The sequence below is a fragment of the Paucihalobacter ruber genome (assembly GCF_006494535.1).
GTDB classification, from domain to species: Bacteria; Bacteroidota; Bacteroidia; order Flavobacteriales; family Flavobacteriaceae; genus Paucihalobacter; species Paucihalobacter ruber.
In genome coordinates this window covers 33,343-49,928 of sequence record NZ_VHIQ01000003.1, presented here as the reverse complement: position 1 = coordinate 49,928, position 16,586 = coordinate 33,343, and the positions used below count along the sequence as shown (strand labels likewise).

The following is a 16,586-nucleotide window of genomic DNA, read 5'->3' as shown; positions in this document are numbered from 1 at the left end:
GATTAAAAATTATTGTTTTGATAAAAAAATTATTTAAAATTGTTCTGCCGTTTGTTTTTTTAAGTTTGACCATAAAAAGTCAAGCCTACAATTGGGTTTATCCAACTTTAACTTCCAGTTTTAAAACAAATATATTTTTGGGTTTTGAGAATAATTACCAAGACAAAGACTTTACTATTTCTCCAAATCCTGCAAAAAATAAATTAAATATCGCATTGCCGTCAGATATGCCAAGCGCAAAGGTGTCTGTTTTCAATGTGCTGGGAAAATTGGTTTACAGTGGTGAAATCTCAAATTTTAACGGATCAATTGATATATCAAATTGGAATAGCGGTGTGTATTTAGTTAAAGTAAGCACAGACAACCTAACTAAAACCAAGCGTTTTATAAAACAATAAAAACGTATTAATATAAGCAAAAAGCTACCCTTATTGAGGTGGCTTTTTATTTGATTTGAACTTGAACTCTATAAGCGTTCAAGGTGTTTAAATGCGTATCAATGTCTTTATAGATTTTGTTTAAATCTAAATTCCTTTCATCTTCACTTTCACGTCTTTTAATAGCTTTAATAAATCGTTTTGCATCGGTTTTGGTGGTGATTTTTAATCCCGGAACCTTTATGGTTTTTCCATTATCATCTACCGCTACCATTGTAAAATAGGAGGAATTACAATGTTTTTTCGAGCCTGTTTTTATATTTTCAGATTCTACTCTTATGCCGATTACCATCGACGAAGTACCGACATAATTTACAGACGCTTTCATGGTAACTAATTCACCAACTTCGATGGGATTTAAAAAGTTAACCTTATCAACTGATGCCGTAACGCAATAACTACCCGAATGTTTTGCTGCACAAGCAAAGGCAATCTGATCCATGAGTTTTAAAATATAACCACCGTGAATTTTACCGCCAAAATTGGTGTTTGACGGTAACATTAATTCTGATATTTGAATTTTAGATTCCTCTACACTTTTATACATAGTTCAACATCAGTTTAAATATAAGTCCAATAATAATTGCAATTCCGAAGCTAATTAAGGTGCCAATTAATACGTATTCGGTGAGTTTTCGCTCTTTGGCTGCCGATAAATCGCCAAATCTGAAAACCGATTTTGCCGTAATCAAAAATCCTACTGCTTCCCACTGGTCTAAAACAACGAAGATAAACACCAGTAATCGCTCTAATATCCCAATATAAGTTCCGGCATCTTCTAAGGATTCTTTTTCTGAAACAATTTTTGACAGGTTCCATTTTGAGAAAATAACCTTCATAATTATTGAGGTTGGATAACTCAAAAATAATACTGCTAACAAAAACATTAAATGGAATGCATTCACTTCAAAATTTAAGTTGATATTGTCTGGGTAAAGCAAAGAGTAAGTACCAAAAATGGTTAGCAAGTGTAGAATTTGATCGGCAAAAAAGTAAAATCTCTTGGTCTTCTTTTTCTGAAGTGTAAGCTTGAAAGCATCTATTATAAAATGTAAAACACCAATAATTAAAATTAATCGCCAATACGACAGGTCAAAAAGCAGTAGAAACATCAAAGCAATATGAACTGCTGTATGAATGTATAACTTGGTAGATTTTAATTTACGTGCCTCTTTTTCTTCAACCCAGGATTTTGGCTGAAGAAAAAAATCGCCAATCAAATGTGCCATCAGTAATTTTATAAGTACCATCATAACAGCGTTTTTATTTTTTGTTGAAAGAGTTTGTTGAGTTCTAAAATTTCGTCAAGATACGCTCTTTTTTGACGTTTGCTCACGGCATCCTGGCTAATGCCTATAAGTTTTGCCAGTTCTTCTTGTATTTTATTAGGATGTTCCAAGGTTAATTTTACAATTTCGGCCGAATTTGTGGTCCAGTTATCCATAGCAATTAAGGCCAGTTTAAAATACAAGTTTAATTCTTTGTCAAGTTGTTGATTAGCAGTTTTAATTTTTAAATTTTGTTTGTCTTTTTTTAATGAATCAAAGGTAGTTCCTGAATAAATAAACGCTTCGCCACTAGATTCGCTTACCGTATTTCCGTCATAACTTTTACCACCAATACCTATAGAAAGTCTTACGTCCAGGCCTTTTATAGATTTCACGCAAGATTTTAAATAAACCGCTGTTTCAAAACTTTTAGAATAGTCATGAAGTTCTAATTGAAAACTATCACCTCGATAAATTTCAAATAATTTAGGACTTAACGCCACCTTATTCAATGCGCTTTTTAATGGACTTAACCATGTATCCTGGTTGTCTATTGCTCTAGATTTTATAATATCTCCTGTGATTATTCCTATCATCCTATTTTAAATAGACTTCAAATATATGCCTTTTTTATGGAATAAACTAATATATGCCTTATATGTGGAATAATTTAAATTATGACTTCAAGAAGGAATAATTGAAATAGATTAATCCTGATCTTGATCGGCTCGCTTTAACAATTTGTCATCAATACTTTTTCCCGCTTTTGCACCAAGTTTTTTAAGGTTTTCTACACGTGAAATAAGGTTTCCTTTACCGGTTAGTTTTTTCATCGCAGTGCCATAGGAGTTTTGCACCGTATTTATTTGATTTCCAACTTTTAATAAGTCGTCTGTTAAATTTACAAAACTGTCATACAGTCGGCCTGCTTGGGTAGCAATCTCTAATGCGTTTTGCTGCTGTTTCTCATTGCTCCACATCGAGTCTACTGTGCGTAGCGTGGCTAATAGAGTAGAAGGCGTAACAATAACAATATTCTTTTCGAAAGCTTTATTGTATAAGGAATTGTCATCATTAATGGCCACTGCAAAAGCGGGCTCAACAGGAATAAACATCAACACAAAATCGGGCGACTCAATATCGTATAAATCCTGATAGTTTTTAGCAGACAATTGCTCTATGTGCTTTCTTATAGAATTAACATGTGCTTTTAAGTAAATTGGACGTTCTTCTTCTGTAGCGTTTACAAATCGTTCGTAATCAACCAGCGAAACCTTGGCATCGATAATCATTTTTTTAGAATCGGGTAGATGCAACACCACATCAGGCATGACACGTGTACCATCTTCACGTTGAAAGCTTTGCTGAACAAAATACTCACGGTCTTTTTCCAAACCGGATTTTTCCAACACGCGCTCTAAAACCAATTCGCCCCAATTACCTTGCATCTTACTGTCGCCTTTTAAGGCTCGGGTAAGGTTGGTAGCTTCCGCAGTCATTTGTTGGTTAAGTTCTTTCAAATTAAGTAATTGTTCTTTTAATGAGGCATGCATACCCACGCTTTCTTTTTGCGTATTTTCAACCTTTTCTTCAAAACTTTTAATTTTTTCTTGAAGTGGCTTTAAAATAGCATCGAGGTTTTCTTTGTTTTGATTGGTGAATTTATTCGACTTTTCATCTAATATTTTATTGGCAAGATTTTCAAATTCTTTTTGAAAGCGTTCCTGAAGTTTTTCAACCTCGGCTTTTTGCTCGTCACTGCGTAGTTTGAGGTTTTCAAAGTCGGCATTTCTACGGGTTAGTTCTATAGAAAGTTGGTCTTTTTCGGCTCTTATGGATTCTCGTTCTTGTTCCAAATCTTGAATATTTTGAAATAGCTTTATTTCATTTTCTGTGAAAGATCGCAATCGCTCTTCCAAAGATGAAACGGCCGCTTTTTGCTTGAGGTTGCTTATGAAGTAGCCAATAACGCTTCCAATTAACAGGAATACAAAAATGAGTACAATAAGTGTAGTAGTTTCCATGAACTGTTTTTTGTAAAGATATTTAATTTATGATTTTAAATCGTCCGACCTCAACATCAAAGTCAATTAAATTTTTTGGGAATAATTTTGAGAAATGTCCGGCTTCAATCAATTGGCATGGATCGCCAAAATAGCATTCTTCGGGCGTCATCACCAACATTTTATCGCATAATTGAATGGCCAAATCAATTTCGTGGGTAGAAAACAAAATAGTTTTTCCTGTTGTTTTGGTTAAGTTTTTCAAAAGTTTCAAAATGGAAGCGCGATGGTACAAGTCTAAATGGGTCGTGGGCTCATCTAAAATAATAATGGGTGTATCTTGAGCCAATGCTCTGGCAATTAAGGCACGTTGCAATTGTCCGTCACTCAATTCGTAGCATTTCCGGTCTTTAAACGACATCATTTCGGTGGCTTCAAGTGCTTGCGTAATGTGAGTTTTATCATTTTCAGTTATGGTGCCTAACCAATTGGTGTAAGGCTGACGCCCAAGTGCTACGAGTTCTGCAACCGTCATATTTTTTGAAGCAGGCGTTTCGGTTAAAACCACGCTTAAGGTTTCGGCTAAGGTTTCGTAGGTGTAGCTTTTTAAATTTTGGTTATTGATAAAAATTTCACCTGACAAGGCATTTTGAACTTTGCACAAGGTGCGTAATAAAGTAGACTTTCCAATGCCATTACTGCCTACTAAACCAATAAGTTCACTTTTATTTGAGAAAAAATTGATGTTTTTGGCCACTATATGATTTCCGTTTTTATGGAAATACCCGATAGAAAGGTTTTTGGTTTGAAGAGTGATATCTTGTTGATTTGGCATTTCAAATGGTTAAGTAAAGATGTATTTCTCTGAGCTATAAATCGATTGGCATTCATTTTCTTGTTGGTGCCACAGAATTACACAAAGCTCTCACAAAGTTACGCAAAGAATCTTTTATATGTATTAAGCTACTTTTAAACTCAATTTTGGTAATTGGCGTCGTCTTAAAAGAGCAGCTTCCGTTTCCTTACCAACAACCAAATTACTACCGGCGCACCAACCAATGATGTAATGGCATTAATGGGTAATGTGTAATCAGTAAAAGGTATTTGTGCAATACTATCGCAAATAAGCATGATAATGGCACCACTTAAAGTTACGGCCGGAATTAAAATATGATGACTGGCAGTTGTAAAAATTTGCCTGGTAATATGTGGAACAGCTAAACCAATAAAGGCAATTGGACCTGCAAATGCTGTAACAGCACCGGCTAGAATACAAGTAGCAATTAAAATGATTAATCGGCTTTTGGCAATGTTTAAACCTTGACTTTTAGCGTAGTTTTCTCCTAAAAGCAACGCGTTTAAGGGTTTTATAGTGAAGATAGACATACTTAAACCTGCAATAAAACAAATAAACAGTACCAACATGCCTTCCCACGAATTGTTACCCAAACTGCCAAATGACCAAAAAATGTATTGTTGCAATTGTTCGGCAGGACTAAAATAGGCAAGCACGCCAACAATGGCAGCGGTAACACTACCAAACATCAATCCAATGATGAGTATGGCCATGGTGTCCTTTACCCTAACCGTTACCGCCAATACCGCCAACATTACCAAAAAACTGCCTAGTCCGGCGGCAATTACCAAACTCCAAGTTCCAAGTAAAGCGGTTCCTAAAATTCCGCCAAAACCTGCGGCGCCCATAATGAGTAAGGCTACACCTAAGCTGGCGCCGCTACTAACGCCTAAAACAAATGGTCCGGCAAGCGGATTTCTAAACAATGTTTGCATTAACAAGCCACAAACTGAAAGTCCGGAGCCAACCATAACTGCCGTTAAGGCCTTTGGTAAGCGGTAATCTTGAATAATGAAATTCCAGGCGGTATTTTCTACGCTAAGATGGAATAAACTCTTAAATACTTCCGTTATCGGAATAGCAACTGAACCCAAACTAATGTTGGCGAAAAACACTATAATAAGTGCTAAACTTAGTGTTATGAAGTGTTTGTTGTATGTTGTTATTTTTCCCAGAGTAATAATTTATAATGAAAAAAAAGTTTTGGTTGTAGCCCAAAAGGCACAAAGCAGCGCAAAGTTACACAAAGAATTTGTGTTTTTTTTTGAAGTTATCTCTATGGTTCTTTGTGGCACCTCTGCATAACTTTGCGGTACAACAATAATCATTAATATAATTATTGTTCCAGAGCCCTAAAAAAATACAATTCATGATCTGGCAACAAATCCGGATGCAATATCTTCACTAAATCTTTTAAAACCAAATCAGGTCTATTTGGGGCAAGTTCGTAATAAATAACGCCACCTGTTTCGCCCTTTAAACTCGAAAAACTGTACACTTGTTTGTTTTTAAATGCACTAAATTGGGTGTATGATTTACTAGCATCCATCATTTGTTGATAGCTCGAAAATTGTCCCGGACCAATCCAAAAATCGGCATTTTGAGCTTTTTCAATAACCGATTCTACATTTAGCGCAAGGCTTCCTGTTCCTTCGGAATCTTTCCAAAAATAATTAGCATTGGCATCTTTAATAAAGGTGGCTGCCCAACTATTACCTTGAGGTAAATACCAGGTATCTTTCCACATGGCACCACTTAAAATCTTTGGTTGGTTCTTTGATGTTGATGCTAAAGATTTAATTTTTAAATAATTGTTTTCTATATTTTTAAATATTTTATCAGCGTCATCTAGCTTATCGAAGAAAACACCAAAAAATTTAATCCACTCGGCTTTTCCAAGGGGTGAAGTTTCGGTCCAGTCGCCATTGTAGACTACCTTAATACCGGCGCGTTCAAGGGTAGTAAAACTTTTATTGCTTCCATTAACGGCAAACCCAATCAAAACATCGGGTTGTAGGTTGATAACAGTCTCGGTGTTGATGGATTCGTTGTTGCCAATTTCGGTAATTTGCCCGTTCTTAATTCGTTCTCGGGTAGGTTTTGAAGAAATATAATCCAAATTAGGAAAACCAATCAGTTTGTCCACTTCATTCAGCATCTCTAAAGAAGGAATGTGTGTGGTAGATGTCACAATCAAATTGTTAACCGGTACTTCTATCACCGCATCGAAGGTTTCTTCCGAAGAAAAATCATACTTGTCTTTCACCAAGGCATATTTAAAAACTTGCTCAGATTCGGGCCATGGATTTTTCACCTCAATAACCTTATAGCTGCCATAATCAGTTATTGAAAAACCTTCGGCGTAGTTCACTTCAATCTTATTTGAAAAAGTTTCAGGCTCTAATGCGGCACTAGCCTTTTCATTTTTACATGAAACAATTGTGACGAAAAATAGCACCAATACGGTGGTTTTTTTATGTAACATAAGTGACTGATAAGCTCTTAAAAACATATTAGTTTTGATAAATTTCTTAGCGATGCGAGACGGTTCAAATTTAACATTATATATTGTGGCAGGAATTATCATTGCCCATTTTTTAGTTGGTTTTATTTATTTGGTTTACAAACTCAACAAAAAAAAGTAATCATCTTTATATCTTAGTTCAATTAAACTGCTATTTTCGCATCGAATTTAGGTTCGTGCTATTTTACAAAAAAAAGTACGATTAAAAGGGAATTCGGTGCAAAACCGAAGCTGTTCCCGCAACTGTAAGCTAATAAGCTTGTTGTTAACTTCAATGTCACTGACCGCCTTTAGCGGTTGGGAAGACCAATAACAAGACGCGAGCCAGGAGACCTGCCAAATTCAAATAAATAAGTCAAACTTTCGGGATAAAAGTTTGGGTGAGGGAAACTTCATTCTTTTTTCTCGGTTAAATTTTAACCAAAATGAAACGTATGTTAATCGCGGCGTGGTTGTGCGCCGGAATTTCTGCTTATGCGCAGGATTTGAACCAACAGCAGTCCTTAGATTCAGTTTTTATTGATTCTAAAACTTTATTACCCAGAAAAAATAGTGGTAAGGTGGTAACCAAAATTACTTCGGAAGTGTTGGAGCGCAGTACAGGTAAAACATTGGCGCAAGTTATCAACGAATTTTCAGGAATGGAAATTAACGGCAGTCGTAGCAATGACGGTCAAAATCTGGGCTACTTTGCACGCGGAGGCCGAAACCGTCAGGTTGTGATTGTTATTGATGGTGTTCAAGTTAACGATCCATCGCAGATTGCCAACGATTTTGATTTGCGCTTACTCTCAGTTCAAAATATAGAACAAATTGAGATTGTAAAAGGCGCTTCCAGCGTTTTATATGGCAGTGGTGCCAGTACAGCGGTGATTAGTATTACAAGTAAAAAATCTTCTGAAAAACCTATTTCGGGCAATTTTAGTACTATGATTGGGTCGAATAAGCCTCAAGATGTTGGCAATTTCAATGCTGAACAGTTTGTGAATAATGCCCAGGTTGGCGGTAGTCTTGGTAAATGGTTTTACGAGGTAAGTTTTCAAAACAGATTTACCGATGGTCTATCGGCAGTAGCCGCTCCCGATGGGGAAGCTCAGTTTGAAAGTGATGTGTTTAATGCTTTTAACGTTAACGCAAAGTTGGGTTACCGATTTTCTGAAAATTTGAAAATCAGCAGATTTTTTGCGTTAGACCAGTTCAAAAGTGGTTTTGATAACTTCGATTTTACCGACGCCGATAACTTAAGTGAAAGTAAACAACGGCGCATAGGTGGTAACTTGCAATGGCAATTCAAAAATTCGAAGTTTGTTTTTAACGATAGTTATACTCGGGTAGAGCGCGGCATAACTTCGGCATTTCCGTCAAAATTCGATTCAGAGTTTTTTGCTTTTGATACTTATTTTCAGCATCAATTCAACACATCAATTTCGGCTACTTTGGGACTCAATTTAACCAATTCTAAAATGAACAGTTTTAGTATTCCCTTTGGCGGAACAGATTTTGAACCATCTATTCAAGAAGACGACGCCAATTTCACCATTGTTGACCCTTATTTAAATGTATTGTACATTTCAGATTTTGGTTTAAATGTTAATGCCGGCGCCAGACTCAACACTCATTCGGTTTATGAAAATAAGGTGGTTTACAATATTAATCCTTCGTATAATTTTAAACTGAAAGAAAACAACCTAAAATTATTATCGAGTTATAGTACGGCATACATTACGCCGTCGTTATTTCAAATTTTCGATCCCTCATTCGGAAATGAAGATTTGTTACCCGAAGAAAATAGAACCATAGAAGCGGGATTAGAATTTACCAACAGCAAATCGTTGCGGGTAAGTGTGGTATATTTTAACAGAGAGGAAAAGAATTTTGTTGATTTTGTAACTCTTAATCCGGATTTGTTTATTTCTCAATATCAAAATATTGCCGACCTTTTTACCAGTAGCGGTGTAGAAGTAGAGTTTTCTAACCGCTTTGGAAATAAGATTCAGCTAAACGCCAATTATACGTTTACTGATGCCGACACCAGATTTGCATTGAGAATCCCGAAACACAAAGTAAACGCCAGCCTTCTGTATATGCCAAGCCAAAAAACAACCTTGAGTTTGGCCTATCAGTTTAACGATAGTCGAGAGGATCAGTTTTTTAATCCTAGCACCTTTGCTTCAGAGCGCGTAACTTTAAGCAGCTTTGGCATCACCGATTTTTATGTGAGTCATCAATTAAACAACCATGTAAAATTTATGTTTAATCTCACCAATATATTTGATCAAGACTATCAGGAAATATTTCGGTTTTCAACCAGAGGTAGAAACGCTTTGGTTGGCTTGCAATTGAGTTTTTAATTAAAATTTTAGTACTGTTTAAAGTCTGAAGCCTAAAAACTTCAGACTTTTTATTTTTGCTCCTATCAAACTAATTCAAATCATTGTTTTCGCACGTTAAAATCGATATCTTTGGGTTACCAGCTTAATTCAATTACAAAGATATGCAAGACCTTGATTTCGATTTTTGGTTGTTTCTTGCCGGGTTGGGCATTTTTCTTTTTGGGATGCATCACCTGGAAGATGGTATTAAAGGTCTTGCCGGAAAATCGTTTAAAAATCTGCTTAAAAAATTCACCAACCGCAGTTGGAAAGGTATTTTAACCGGAACCTTTGTAACCGGTATCTTGCAAAGTAGTTCGATGGTGAATTTACTCATTCTGGCATTTCTTGGTGCCGGAATGATTAATTTAAAAAACGCACTTGGCGTTATTTTAGGCGCTAATTTGGGCACTACTTTTACGGCCTGGATTGTGGCAACACTCGGATTTAAAATGAATGTAGCCGATTTCTCATTTCCATTTTTAGCATTAGGTATTTTGTCTTATTTATTCTTGAAAGGAAGACCCGTTATTAAAAACCTGGGTTTATTTTTAATTGGATTTGGCCTGCTTTTTCTGGGTTTAGACTATATGAAAGAAGCCATGGAGGCCGTTTCGGGTGGAATTGATATGAATATTTTTTCGCAATATGGTCTATGGGCATTTTTGCTGGTTGGCTTGATTGTTACGGCTTTAATTCAGTCGAGTTCAGCGATGATTGTGATTATTTTAAGTGCTCTAAACTCTGATTTAATCGATATATATCAATCGGTTGCCTTAATCATTGGAGCGAATATAGGCACTACTTCAACCTTAGTTTTGGGAGCCATAGGCGGCACTGCCGATAAAAAGCGTTTAGCATTTGCCAATGTGGTGTTTAATGTAGTTGCGGGCTTAATTGCCTTTGCTTTTTTAAGACAAGCCATAGATGTACTGCTCAATGTGTTTCATGTGACTGATGTTTTAATGGAACTGGTTATTTTAAACACCTTTTTAAATTTTTTCGGAATAATTTTATTTTTCCCGTTTTTAGGTTTGTTTCAGAGATTTCTTAAAAACAGATTTAAGGTTTCTGAACCAGTTGGTGCCACCATTTATATTAAAAATGTTCCAACCAACGTGCCGGATGTGGCTATTAAAGCCATTCAAAATGAATTGACTCACCTGTATGATCTTACCAAAGATTTTATTATAAATGTTTACGAAGTGAAATTGGAAAACATTTCAAAACTCAACAAGTGGATGCGTATTTTTAAGGTTGCCAAAAACCCCAATGATAAATATGATCATATTAAATTAATTGAAGACGAGATGACCGTTTTTTATTCCAATTTAATGAAACAACCGCTAGATGATGATGAAGTAAAACTACTGGAAGATAACATGGCTATCATGCGGTCATTGGTGTATGCATCTAAAGATGTCAAGGATATACAACATAACATAAAGAACATACAGGACAGTTCAGAGTCTTTGCCGATTGATGTTTTAGAAAATTTAAAGGATACTATCAATAAACGTTTTAATCAATACGATCAGCTAATGAATCTCGCCATGCACGAAGATTTAAGCATTAATTTTTATGTCGAAAATCACAATGTTTATAACGAGAATATTCACTTTATATACAATCATTTAAAGCAATCAAAAAAGCAGACTATTACGGTATCAACCATCACCAACGTTACCAAACAAACTATTTCTTCGTTAAATAATATGTACAGTGCCTGCAAGAAATACTGCAGTGTTTATAAAACTGATAATTCAGAGCATAGCGATGTTACTTCTGTAGCTTAAGACTAAAATCTTCCTGATTAATTAGCAATTTATCATTAAATTTTGAATCCTCTGTCTTATAGTTAACAGGTTTGAGTGTCTCGAAAAACAGTGGGAAACTTCTGCCCAAACCTTCAATATTAGATAATACTGCAGCTAACAGCGGTTCGTTGACATCTCCTAAAACTCCCAAGTTATTTGGCACTTCTCTTATTGAAATATCAGGAACAATTCCGGTTGGAGGCACTTCAACCTCGTCTTTATTAACCGAAATGGCCACCAATGGTTGCATGGCATAGGTATGGCTCGGATTGACGTCGTCGATTGATAAATCGGGAGAATCGAATATGGTAATGGAAGCCTGGGTTTTTCCAGAGGTGACATCACCTACCTGAACCACTTCAATGTACGGTCTTAAACTGTTAATAAGCAATTCGCTCGCCGAAGCAGATCGACTGCTGGTGATTACATAAACCTTACTAAGATTAAGGCTGTTAATAGTTGCACCACCACTAATGGTATTGGTAAAGTTGAAATCGGTATTGTTAGATTGCAAATCTTCGTTATAAAATAATTTGGAGAATACTTGTCCGTTAAATTGCCCTGTTATCATACTACCCAATCTTGCGGCTGTATTGATAACACCACCGGGATTGTATCTTAAATCAACTACCAGATGCTGAACATTAGCACCGGCAAAAGTGGCAAACGCCTGATTGAGCTGCGTTTCAAAATTATTGTTAAAACCGGTATAGTGTAAGTAACCAACGTTGGTGCCGTTTAGGTTAATGACCTCTGTTGTTACCACTGGGTTTCTCGTGAAGTTGATTTTGGTTAATGAAACACTTTGTGAGTTGCTTTCAATAGTGTCGTCTGCAACTTCCGGAGTGCCGTTATCATTGTAATCGGCTAAATTAAGTGTGTAACTGTTTTGATTAAGCAAATTATTAAGGTTGTCAACTGTTAAGCCAATGCCATCTACGGCATTAAAAACCTGACCACGTTGCAATCCGGCCTGATCTGCCGGACTCCCGTCAAAAACCAATCTAACCACACCAAAAACATTGGTTTGGCTTCCGGGTTCGAGATAAAAGAGAAAATCGGCACCATTGTTTAAAGAAATGCCTTGTTGCTGTTGTAGAAATTCTACATAATTAGGAATAATTACACTAAATTTATCTACATTTTGCCTGTCAAAAATTAAACTTTCAAACAAACTTTCGGGTGTAGAAAAACTGTTTAAGTAGTTGGTATATTCTTCGAGCGAGCTAAATCTGTCGTTGGCCAAATCGGGAATTTCACTTTTGTATAAATACACTAAATTCATGCCTTTCCAAACAAAATCATTGATTTCGCTGGCAGCAATTAAATTGTCGTCACTGTCTTCAAAACAGCTATTAAAGGTTACTAAAACAGTTATAACCAAAAAAAAGCGGGTGATGTAGTTCATATATTTTTCTATTCAATAATTCCTAAAACCTTAGTAGTACAAACTCTAAAATTACTTACAATATTGTAATTTTAAAACAAAATGTAACAAAATAATAGTTGCCTCGTCGTAAGGGCAAGAACCAAAGTTAATAAAAGCAACCAACTAATGACATCAACAGAGTTCACATCACTTGTAATGCCTTTTAAGGATAAGGTATTTAGGTTGGCCAGAAGACTGTTGGTATCAAACGAAGAGGCTGAAGATGCCACGCAGGAAATTTTAATGAAGTTGTGGAGTAACCAGTCTAAAATAAGTTCTTATAACAATGTAGAAGCTTTTGCGATGACCATGACAAAGAATTTTTGCTTGGACAGATTAAAGTCGAAACAAGCACAAAATTTAAAGATTGTTCACAGCAATTACCAAGACCACAGCGTGTCTTTACAAAAACAGGTTGAATTATCTGATAGTTTAAGCTGGGTAGGAAAAATGTTAGAGCAATTGCCCGAACAACAAAAAATGATTTTACAATTGCGAGATATCGAGGCTTATGAGTTTGATGAAATAGCCGAAATCATGGAAATGAATCCAACGGCCATAAGAGTAGCTTTATCGAGAGCCAGAAAAACAATAAGAGAACAATTAACTAAAACACATAATTATGGTGTTAAATAATATAGAACAACTACTTGAAAAGTACGATTTAGGTGAAACGTCACTTGCCGAAGAGCAACAATTACGGCAATACTTTTTAAATAACCGGGTACCCGAACATTTAGAATCGTATAGATTGATGTTTGGATATTTTGAACAAGCCAAAACAGAGCAATACAATAAAGACGTTCCATTAAAACCTAAGAAAAACAATGTTTACAGGTGGATTTCTGTCGCAGCCGTTGCAGTGCTTATGTTTGGAATTTACATCTCTCAACCAGAAGCGCCGAAAACAGAATTAAGTCAGCTTTCGCCCGAAGAACAAGAGTTGTATTACAAAACTGTTGAAGCACTGCAATTAGTGTCTACACAGTTAAATAAAGGAACCCAACAATTAGCTGTGCTTAACACCATGAGCGAATCTTATACCGAAGGTGTTAGCAAAATTGGTTTGATTGAAGAGTTCTCAAACACAAAAAACAAAATTTTTAAAACAACAAATTAAATTTAAAGCAATGAAAAAAGTAAGTTTTATTTTAGCCTTAATCCTGATGCCAGTGTTGGTCACTGCTCAGAGTGTTTTCGATAAATACGAAGATGTAAAAGGCGTAACCTCAGTGGTGGTCAATCAAAAAATGTTTAGCATGATTGCCTCAATGGGCGTTAATCTTGATGATGCAGAAGCACAAGAATATTTAGACATGGTTAAAAAAATCACAGGTATGCGCGTCTTTACCACAGGCGATGCAAAAGTATCTGCCGATATGCTGGCAACCGTTGACGGCTATCTCAAAACATCAAGTTTACAAGAATTGATGAGAATTAAAGATGGCGAGCAAAATATCAAATTTTATGTAAAAGAAGGTAAAGACGAAAACCATGTTAAAGAATTATTGATGTTTATGACCGGTTTAAATGAGCTTACCAAAAATTCAGATGTCAATATTAACGGTAAAAAGTTAGAGGTAGAAACTGTTTTATTAAGTCTAACCGGTGATATTGACCTTAGAAAAATTGGTGAGATTACCAATGGTATGAACGTTCCGGGTGGCGATCAGCTTAAAAAGGTTAAAAAATCTTCAGAGTAAATTGTATGGTAGCTTTAGTAAGAAATATCATTCCATTTGTTCTGTTACTGTCTTTAATGACATCTTGCGGTGATGGCACGAGTTTGCAAGCCTATTTTGTAGACCATCAGGAACAACCGGGTTTTTTAAGTATGGACGTGCCTAAGAGTATACTTAATATTGATGAATCGGCTTTAAACCCCGATGAGCAAGAAGCGTATAAATCTATTGACAGACTCAATATGCTTGCTTACCGCATTGATGAACAAAATATGGATTTGTTTAATGCAGAACTCAATAAGGTCAAGGCCATATTAGATGCAGAGCAGTACGAAGAATTATTGCGTGGCGGCAATATTGAAGACGGAAAGTTTGTAATAAAATATCTTGGAGAAGACAACGCTGTCAAAGAATTTGTAATGTTTGGTCATGCAGACGATAAGGGCTTTGCGGTAGTGCGAGTTCTGGGTAAAAATATGAGTGCCGATAAAATGATGAACCTAAGTCAAATCATGTCTAAATCCAATATGGAGGAAGATGCTTTTAAAGACCTGATTAATTTTTTTAATTAAGAATAGAAAATAAATCTAGAATCGCCGCGCACTTTGTTTAGTGTAGCGGCGCTTTTATTTTTGAATACTATTACTTAAAGTGTTCATAACATGAACAAACAAGATAATGATTGATGAAATTAAAATAAGTTTCACAATCATAAGGTCTAGAATATCAAATATTCCTGCGATTACAAATAACAACCCAATACAGCTGGAGAACACCAAAGACAGGTTATTTTTTATAAATTTCCACATCGTTAAATACCGGTATAATTTCTAGGGGTTATTTGTTTCAACTCTATTTTTATGGCTTCAGACACCTCTAAGGTATCAATAAATTCTGAAATTGATGTTTGTGTTATTTTAGTGTTGGTTCTAGTAAGTCCTTTTAATGCTTCATAAGGATTCGGGTATCCTTCACGTCTTAATATTGTTTGAATGGCCTCAGCCACCACGGCCCAATTTTGTTCTAAGTCGGCGTTTATTTTTTCCTCATTGAGTAAGAGTTTACCCAATCCTTTTAGGGTAGATTTAAATCCAACAATGGTGTGTGCAAATGGTACACCAACATTTCTTAAAACCGTGCTATCAGTTAGGTCTCGTTGCAATCTGCTAATGGGTAGTTTGGCCGATAAATGTTCAAAAATAGCATTGGCGTAACCTAAATTCCCTTCACTGTTTTCAAAATCTATAGGATTTACCTTGTGAGGCATGGCAGAGCTACCAACTTCACCGGCTTTAATTTGTTGCTTGAAATAATCCATTGAAATGTAGGTCCACAAATCACGATTTAAATCAATTACAATGGTGTTTATTCTTTTGAGCGCATCAAACATTGCAGCCATATGGTCATAATGTTCGATTTGTGTGGTAGGAAAGGAGTGATGTAAACCTAAAACCTTTTCAACAAAATGCTTACCGAAGGCTTTCCAATCGGTTGATGGATAAGCCACATGATGTGCGTTTAAATTTCCGGTGGCACCACCAAATTTAGCTGCATGCGGAACCTGAAGTAGTGATTCTAATTGCGCTTCTAACCTGGTAACAAAAACTTCAATTTCTTTTCCTAAACGGGTTGGTGATGCCGGCTGGCCGTGTGTACGGGCAAGCATTGGTATATCAGACCATTGATTTGAAAGATTTTTGAGTGTGCTGATGAGTTGTTGTAATTCCGGTAAGTAAACTTCATTTAATGAGTCTTTAATACTTAACGGAATGGCCGTATTGTTGATATCTTGAGAGGTAAGTCCAAAGTGTATAAACTCCTTATAATCGCTTAATCTAAGTTGGTCAAATTGCTCCTTAATGAAATATTCAACCGCTTTCACATCGTGATTGGTGGTTTTTTCAATGTCTTTTATTTGAAGCGCATCTGCTTCAGAAAAATTTGAATAAATATTTCGAAGACTTTCAAACAAATCAGGTGTTATGGTTGTCAACTGCGGCAGCGGTACTTCGCACAATGCAATAAAATATTCAATTTCAACTTGTACACGATATTTAATAAGCGCAGCCTCAGAAAAGTAATGTCCTAAGTCTTTTACTTTATCGTGATATCTACCATCAATGGGTGAAATGGCGTAGAGCGATGTCATACGGTGATTTTTAAAATAAGTCACAAAGATAACCATTAAGCATAGAAAA

Annotated in this window: 16 protein-coding genes and 1 riboswitch; of the genes, 7 read left to right on the top strand and 9 right to left on the bottom strand. The window is 35.8% G+C overall.

What is annotated here, in order from left to right; translation table 11 throughout:
- Positions 1–17: 17 nt before the first annotated feature.
- Positions 18–398 carry a T9SS type A sorting domain-containing protein gene (locus tag FJ651_RS06400; protein WP_216746095.1) on the top strand — a complete coding sequence of 127 codons (381 nt, stop codon included), beginning with the start codon at positions 18–20 and terminating at the stop codon, positions 396–398.
- A 46-nt stretch (positions 399–444) separates the two neighbouring features.
- On the opposite strand, the gene FJ651_RS06395 is transcribed toward FJ651_RS06400, so the two are convergent.
- The 7 genes from FJ651_RS06395 to FJ651_RS06365 all read right to left on the bottom strand — a co-directional run bounded on the left by FJ651_RS06395 (position 445) and on the right by FJ651_RS06365 (position 7,049).
- A complete protein-coding gene (locus FJ651_RS06395; RefSeq protein ID WP_140989648.1) occupies positions 445–984 on the bottom strand; it encodes an acyl-CoA thioesterase in 540 nt (179 codons plus the stop codon).
- Entirely contained in the window at positions 977–1,690 is a 714-nt protein-coding gene (locus FJ651_RS06390) for a DUF3307 domain-containing protein (protein WP_140989647.1), read from the bottom strand. Before FJ651_RS06390 ends, FJ651_RS06395 begins: the two co-directional genes overlap by 8 nt.
- Positions 1,687–2,301 (bottom strand): SatD family protein, encoded by a 615-nt coding sequence (locus tag FJ651_RS06385; protein ID WP_140989646.1) that lies wholly within the window; start codon positions 2,299–2,301, stop codon positions 1,687–1,689. Before FJ651_RS06385 ends, FJ651_RS06390 begins: the two co-directional genes overlap by 4 nt.
- A gap of 111 nt (positions 2,302–2,412) precedes the next feature.
- Entirely contained in the window at positions 2,413–3,729 is a 1,317-nt protein-coding gene (rmuC, locus tag FJ651_RS06380; RefSeq protein ID WP_140989645.1) for a DNA recombination protein RmuC, read from the bottom strand.
- Between the two features lie 22 nt (positions 3,730–3,751).
- Positions 3,752–4,543: an ABC transporter ATP-binding protein gene (locus tag FJ651_RS06375; protein WP_140989644.1), complete on the bottom strand. Its 792-nt coding sequence runs from the start codon at positions 4,541–4,543 to the stop codon at positions 3,752–3,754.
- A 164-nt stretch (positions 4,544–4,707) separates the two neighbouring features.
- Positions 4,708–5,739, bottom strand: coding sequence for a FecCD family ABC transporter permease (locus tag FJ651_RS06370; protein WP_394348088.1), 1,032 nt, complete (start codon positions 5,737–5,739; stop codon positions 4,708–4,710).
- Between the two features lie 161 nt (positions 5,740–5,900).
- Entirely contained in the window at positions 5,901–7,049 is a 1,149-nt protein-coding gene (locus FJ651_RS06365; RefSeq protein ID WP_140989642.1) for an ABC transporter substrate-binding protein, read from the bottom strand.
- A 192-nt stretch (positions 7,050–7,241) separates the two neighbouring features.
- A riboswitch (cobalamin riboswitch) is annotated at positions 7,242–7,443 on the top strand.
- Positions 7,444–7,513: 70 nt separating this feature from the next.
- Here FJ651_RS06365 and FJ651_RS06360 point away from each other — a divergent pair.
- Both FJ651_RS06360 and FJ651_RS06355 read left to right on the top strand, forming a co-directional pair.
- On the top strand, positions 7,514–9,439 hold the full coding sequence (locus tag FJ651_RS06360) for a TonB-dependent receptor plug domain-containing protein (RefSeq protein WP_140989641.1): 1,926 nt from the start codon (positions 7,514–7,516) through the stop codon (positions 9,437–9,439).
- 143 nt (positions 9,440–9,582) lie between these two features.
- Positions 9,583–11,256, top strand: a complete 1,674-nt coding sequence (locus FJ651_RS06355; protein ID WP_140989640.1) for a Na/Pi cotransporter family protein — start codon at positions 9,583–9,585, stop codon at positions 11,254–11,256.
- Here FJ651_RS06355 and FJ651_RS06350 read toward each other — a convergent pair.
- Positions 11,240–12,685, bottom strand: coding sequence for a S41 family peptidase (locus FJ651_RS06350; protein WP_140989639.1), 1,446 nt, complete (start codon positions 12,683–12,685; stop codon positions 11,240–11,242). The two genes, FJ651_RS06355 and FJ651_RS06350, sit on opposite strands and share 17 nt — an antisense overlap.
- 147 nt (positions 12,686–12,832) lie before the next feature.
- On the opposite strand from FJ651_RS06350, the gene FJ651_RS06345 reads away from it, so the two are divergent.
- The 4 genes from FJ651_RS06345 to FJ651_RS06330 are packed head-to-tail and all read left to right on the top strand — an operon-like array spanning position 12,833 to position 14,960.
- Positions 12,833–13,342, top strand: coding sequence for an RNA polymerase sigma factor (locus FJ651_RS06345; protein ID WP_140989638.1), 510 nt, complete (start codon positions 12,833–12,835; stop codon positions 13,340–13,342).
- The gene (locus tag FJ651_RS06340) at positions 13,329–13,826 is read left to right on the top strand and encodes a hypothetical protein (RefSeq protein WP_216746094.1); all 498 of its coding nucleotides are present in this window, start codon (positions 13,329–13,331) and stop codon (positions 13,824–13,826) included. The genes FJ651_RS06345 and FJ651_RS06340 overlap by 14 nt, the downstream gene beginning before the upstream one ends.
- Before the next feature lie 10 nt (positions 13,827–13,836).
- On the top strand, positions 13,837–14,409 hold the full coding sequence (locus FJ651_RS06335) for a DUF4252 domain-containing protein (protein WP_140989637.1): 573 nt from the start codon (positions 13,837–13,839) through the stop codon (positions 14,407–14,409).
- Between the two features lie 5 nt (positions 14,410–14,414).
- Positions 14,415–14,960 (top strand): DUF4252 domain-containing protein, encoded by a 546-nt coding sequence (locus FJ651_RS06330; protein ID WP_140989636.1) that lies wholly within the window; start codon positions 14,415–14,417, stop codon positions 14,958–14,960.
- A gap of 239 nt (positions 14,961–15,199) precedes the next feature.
- Here the strand turns inward: FJ651_RS06330 and purB are convergent, their stop codons facing one another.
- Positions 15,200–16,537 (bottom strand): adenylosuccinate lyase, encoded by a 1,338-nt coding sequence (purB, locus tag FJ651_RS06325; protein ID WP_140989635.1) that lies wholly within the window; start codon positions 16,535–16,537, stop codon positions 15,200–15,202.
- Positions 16,538–16,586: the final 49 nt, after the last annotated feature.

Excerpts from the sequence above, each read along its gene's own strand:
- FJ651_RS06355 (WP_140989640.1), top strand. The coding sequence starts at position 9,583 with ATGCAAGACCTTGATTTCGATTTTTGGTTGTTTCTTGCCGGGTTGGGC.
- FJ651_RS06350 (WP_140989639.1), bottom strand. The coding sequence starts at position 12,685 with ATGAACTACATCACCCGCTTTTTTTTGGTTATAACTGTTTTAGTAACC.
- FJ651_RS06365 (WP_140989642.1), bottom strand. The coding sequence starts at position 7,049 with ATGTTACATAAAAAAACCACCGTATTGGTGCTATTTTTCGTCACAATT.
- FJ651_RS06390 (WP_140989647.1), bottom strand. The coding sequence starts at position 1,690 with ATGATGGTACTTATAAAATTACTGATGGCACATTTGATTGGCGATTTT.
- FJ651_RS06340 (WP_216746094.1), top strand. The coding sequence starts at position 13,329 with ATGGTGTTAAATAATATAGAACAACTACTTGAAAAGTACGATTTAGGT.
- FJ651_RS06335 (WP_140989637.1), top strand. The coding sequence starts at position 13,837 with ATGAAAAAAGTAAGTTTTATTTTAGCCTTAATCCTGATGCCAGTGTTG.
- FJ651_RS06395 (WP_140989648.1), bottom strand. The coding sequence starts at position 984 with ATGTATAAAAGTGTAGAGGAATCTAAAATTCAAATATCAGAATTAATG.
- FJ651_RS06330 (WP_140989636.1), top strand. The coding sequence starts at position 14,415 with ATGGTAGCTTTAGTAAGAAATATCATTCCATTTGTTCTGTTACTGTCT.
- rmuC (WP_140989645.1), bottom strand. The coding sequence starts at position 3,729 with ATGGAAACTACTACACTTATTGTACTCATTTTTGTATTCCTGTTAATT.
- FJ651_RS06345 (WP_140989638.1), top strand. The coding sequence starts at position 12,833 with ATGACATCAACAGAGTTCACATCACTTGTAATGCCTTTTAAGGATAAG.
- FJ651_RS06360 (WP_140989641.1), top strand. The coding sequence starts at position 7,514 with ATGAAACGTATGTTAATCGCGGCGTGGTTGTGCGCCGGAATTTCTGCT.
- FJ651_RS06385 (WP_140989646.1), bottom strand. The coding sequence starts at position 2,301 with ATGATAGGAATAATCACAGGAGATATTATAAAATCTAGAGCAATAGAC.
- FJ651_RS06375 (WP_140989644.1), bottom strand. The coding sequence starts at position 4,543 with ATGCCAAATCAACAAGATATCACTCTTCAAACCAAAAACCTTTCTATC.
- purB (WP_140989635.1), bottom strand. The coding sequence starts at position 16,537 with ATGACATCGCTCTACGCCATTTCACCCATTGATGGTAGATATCACGAT.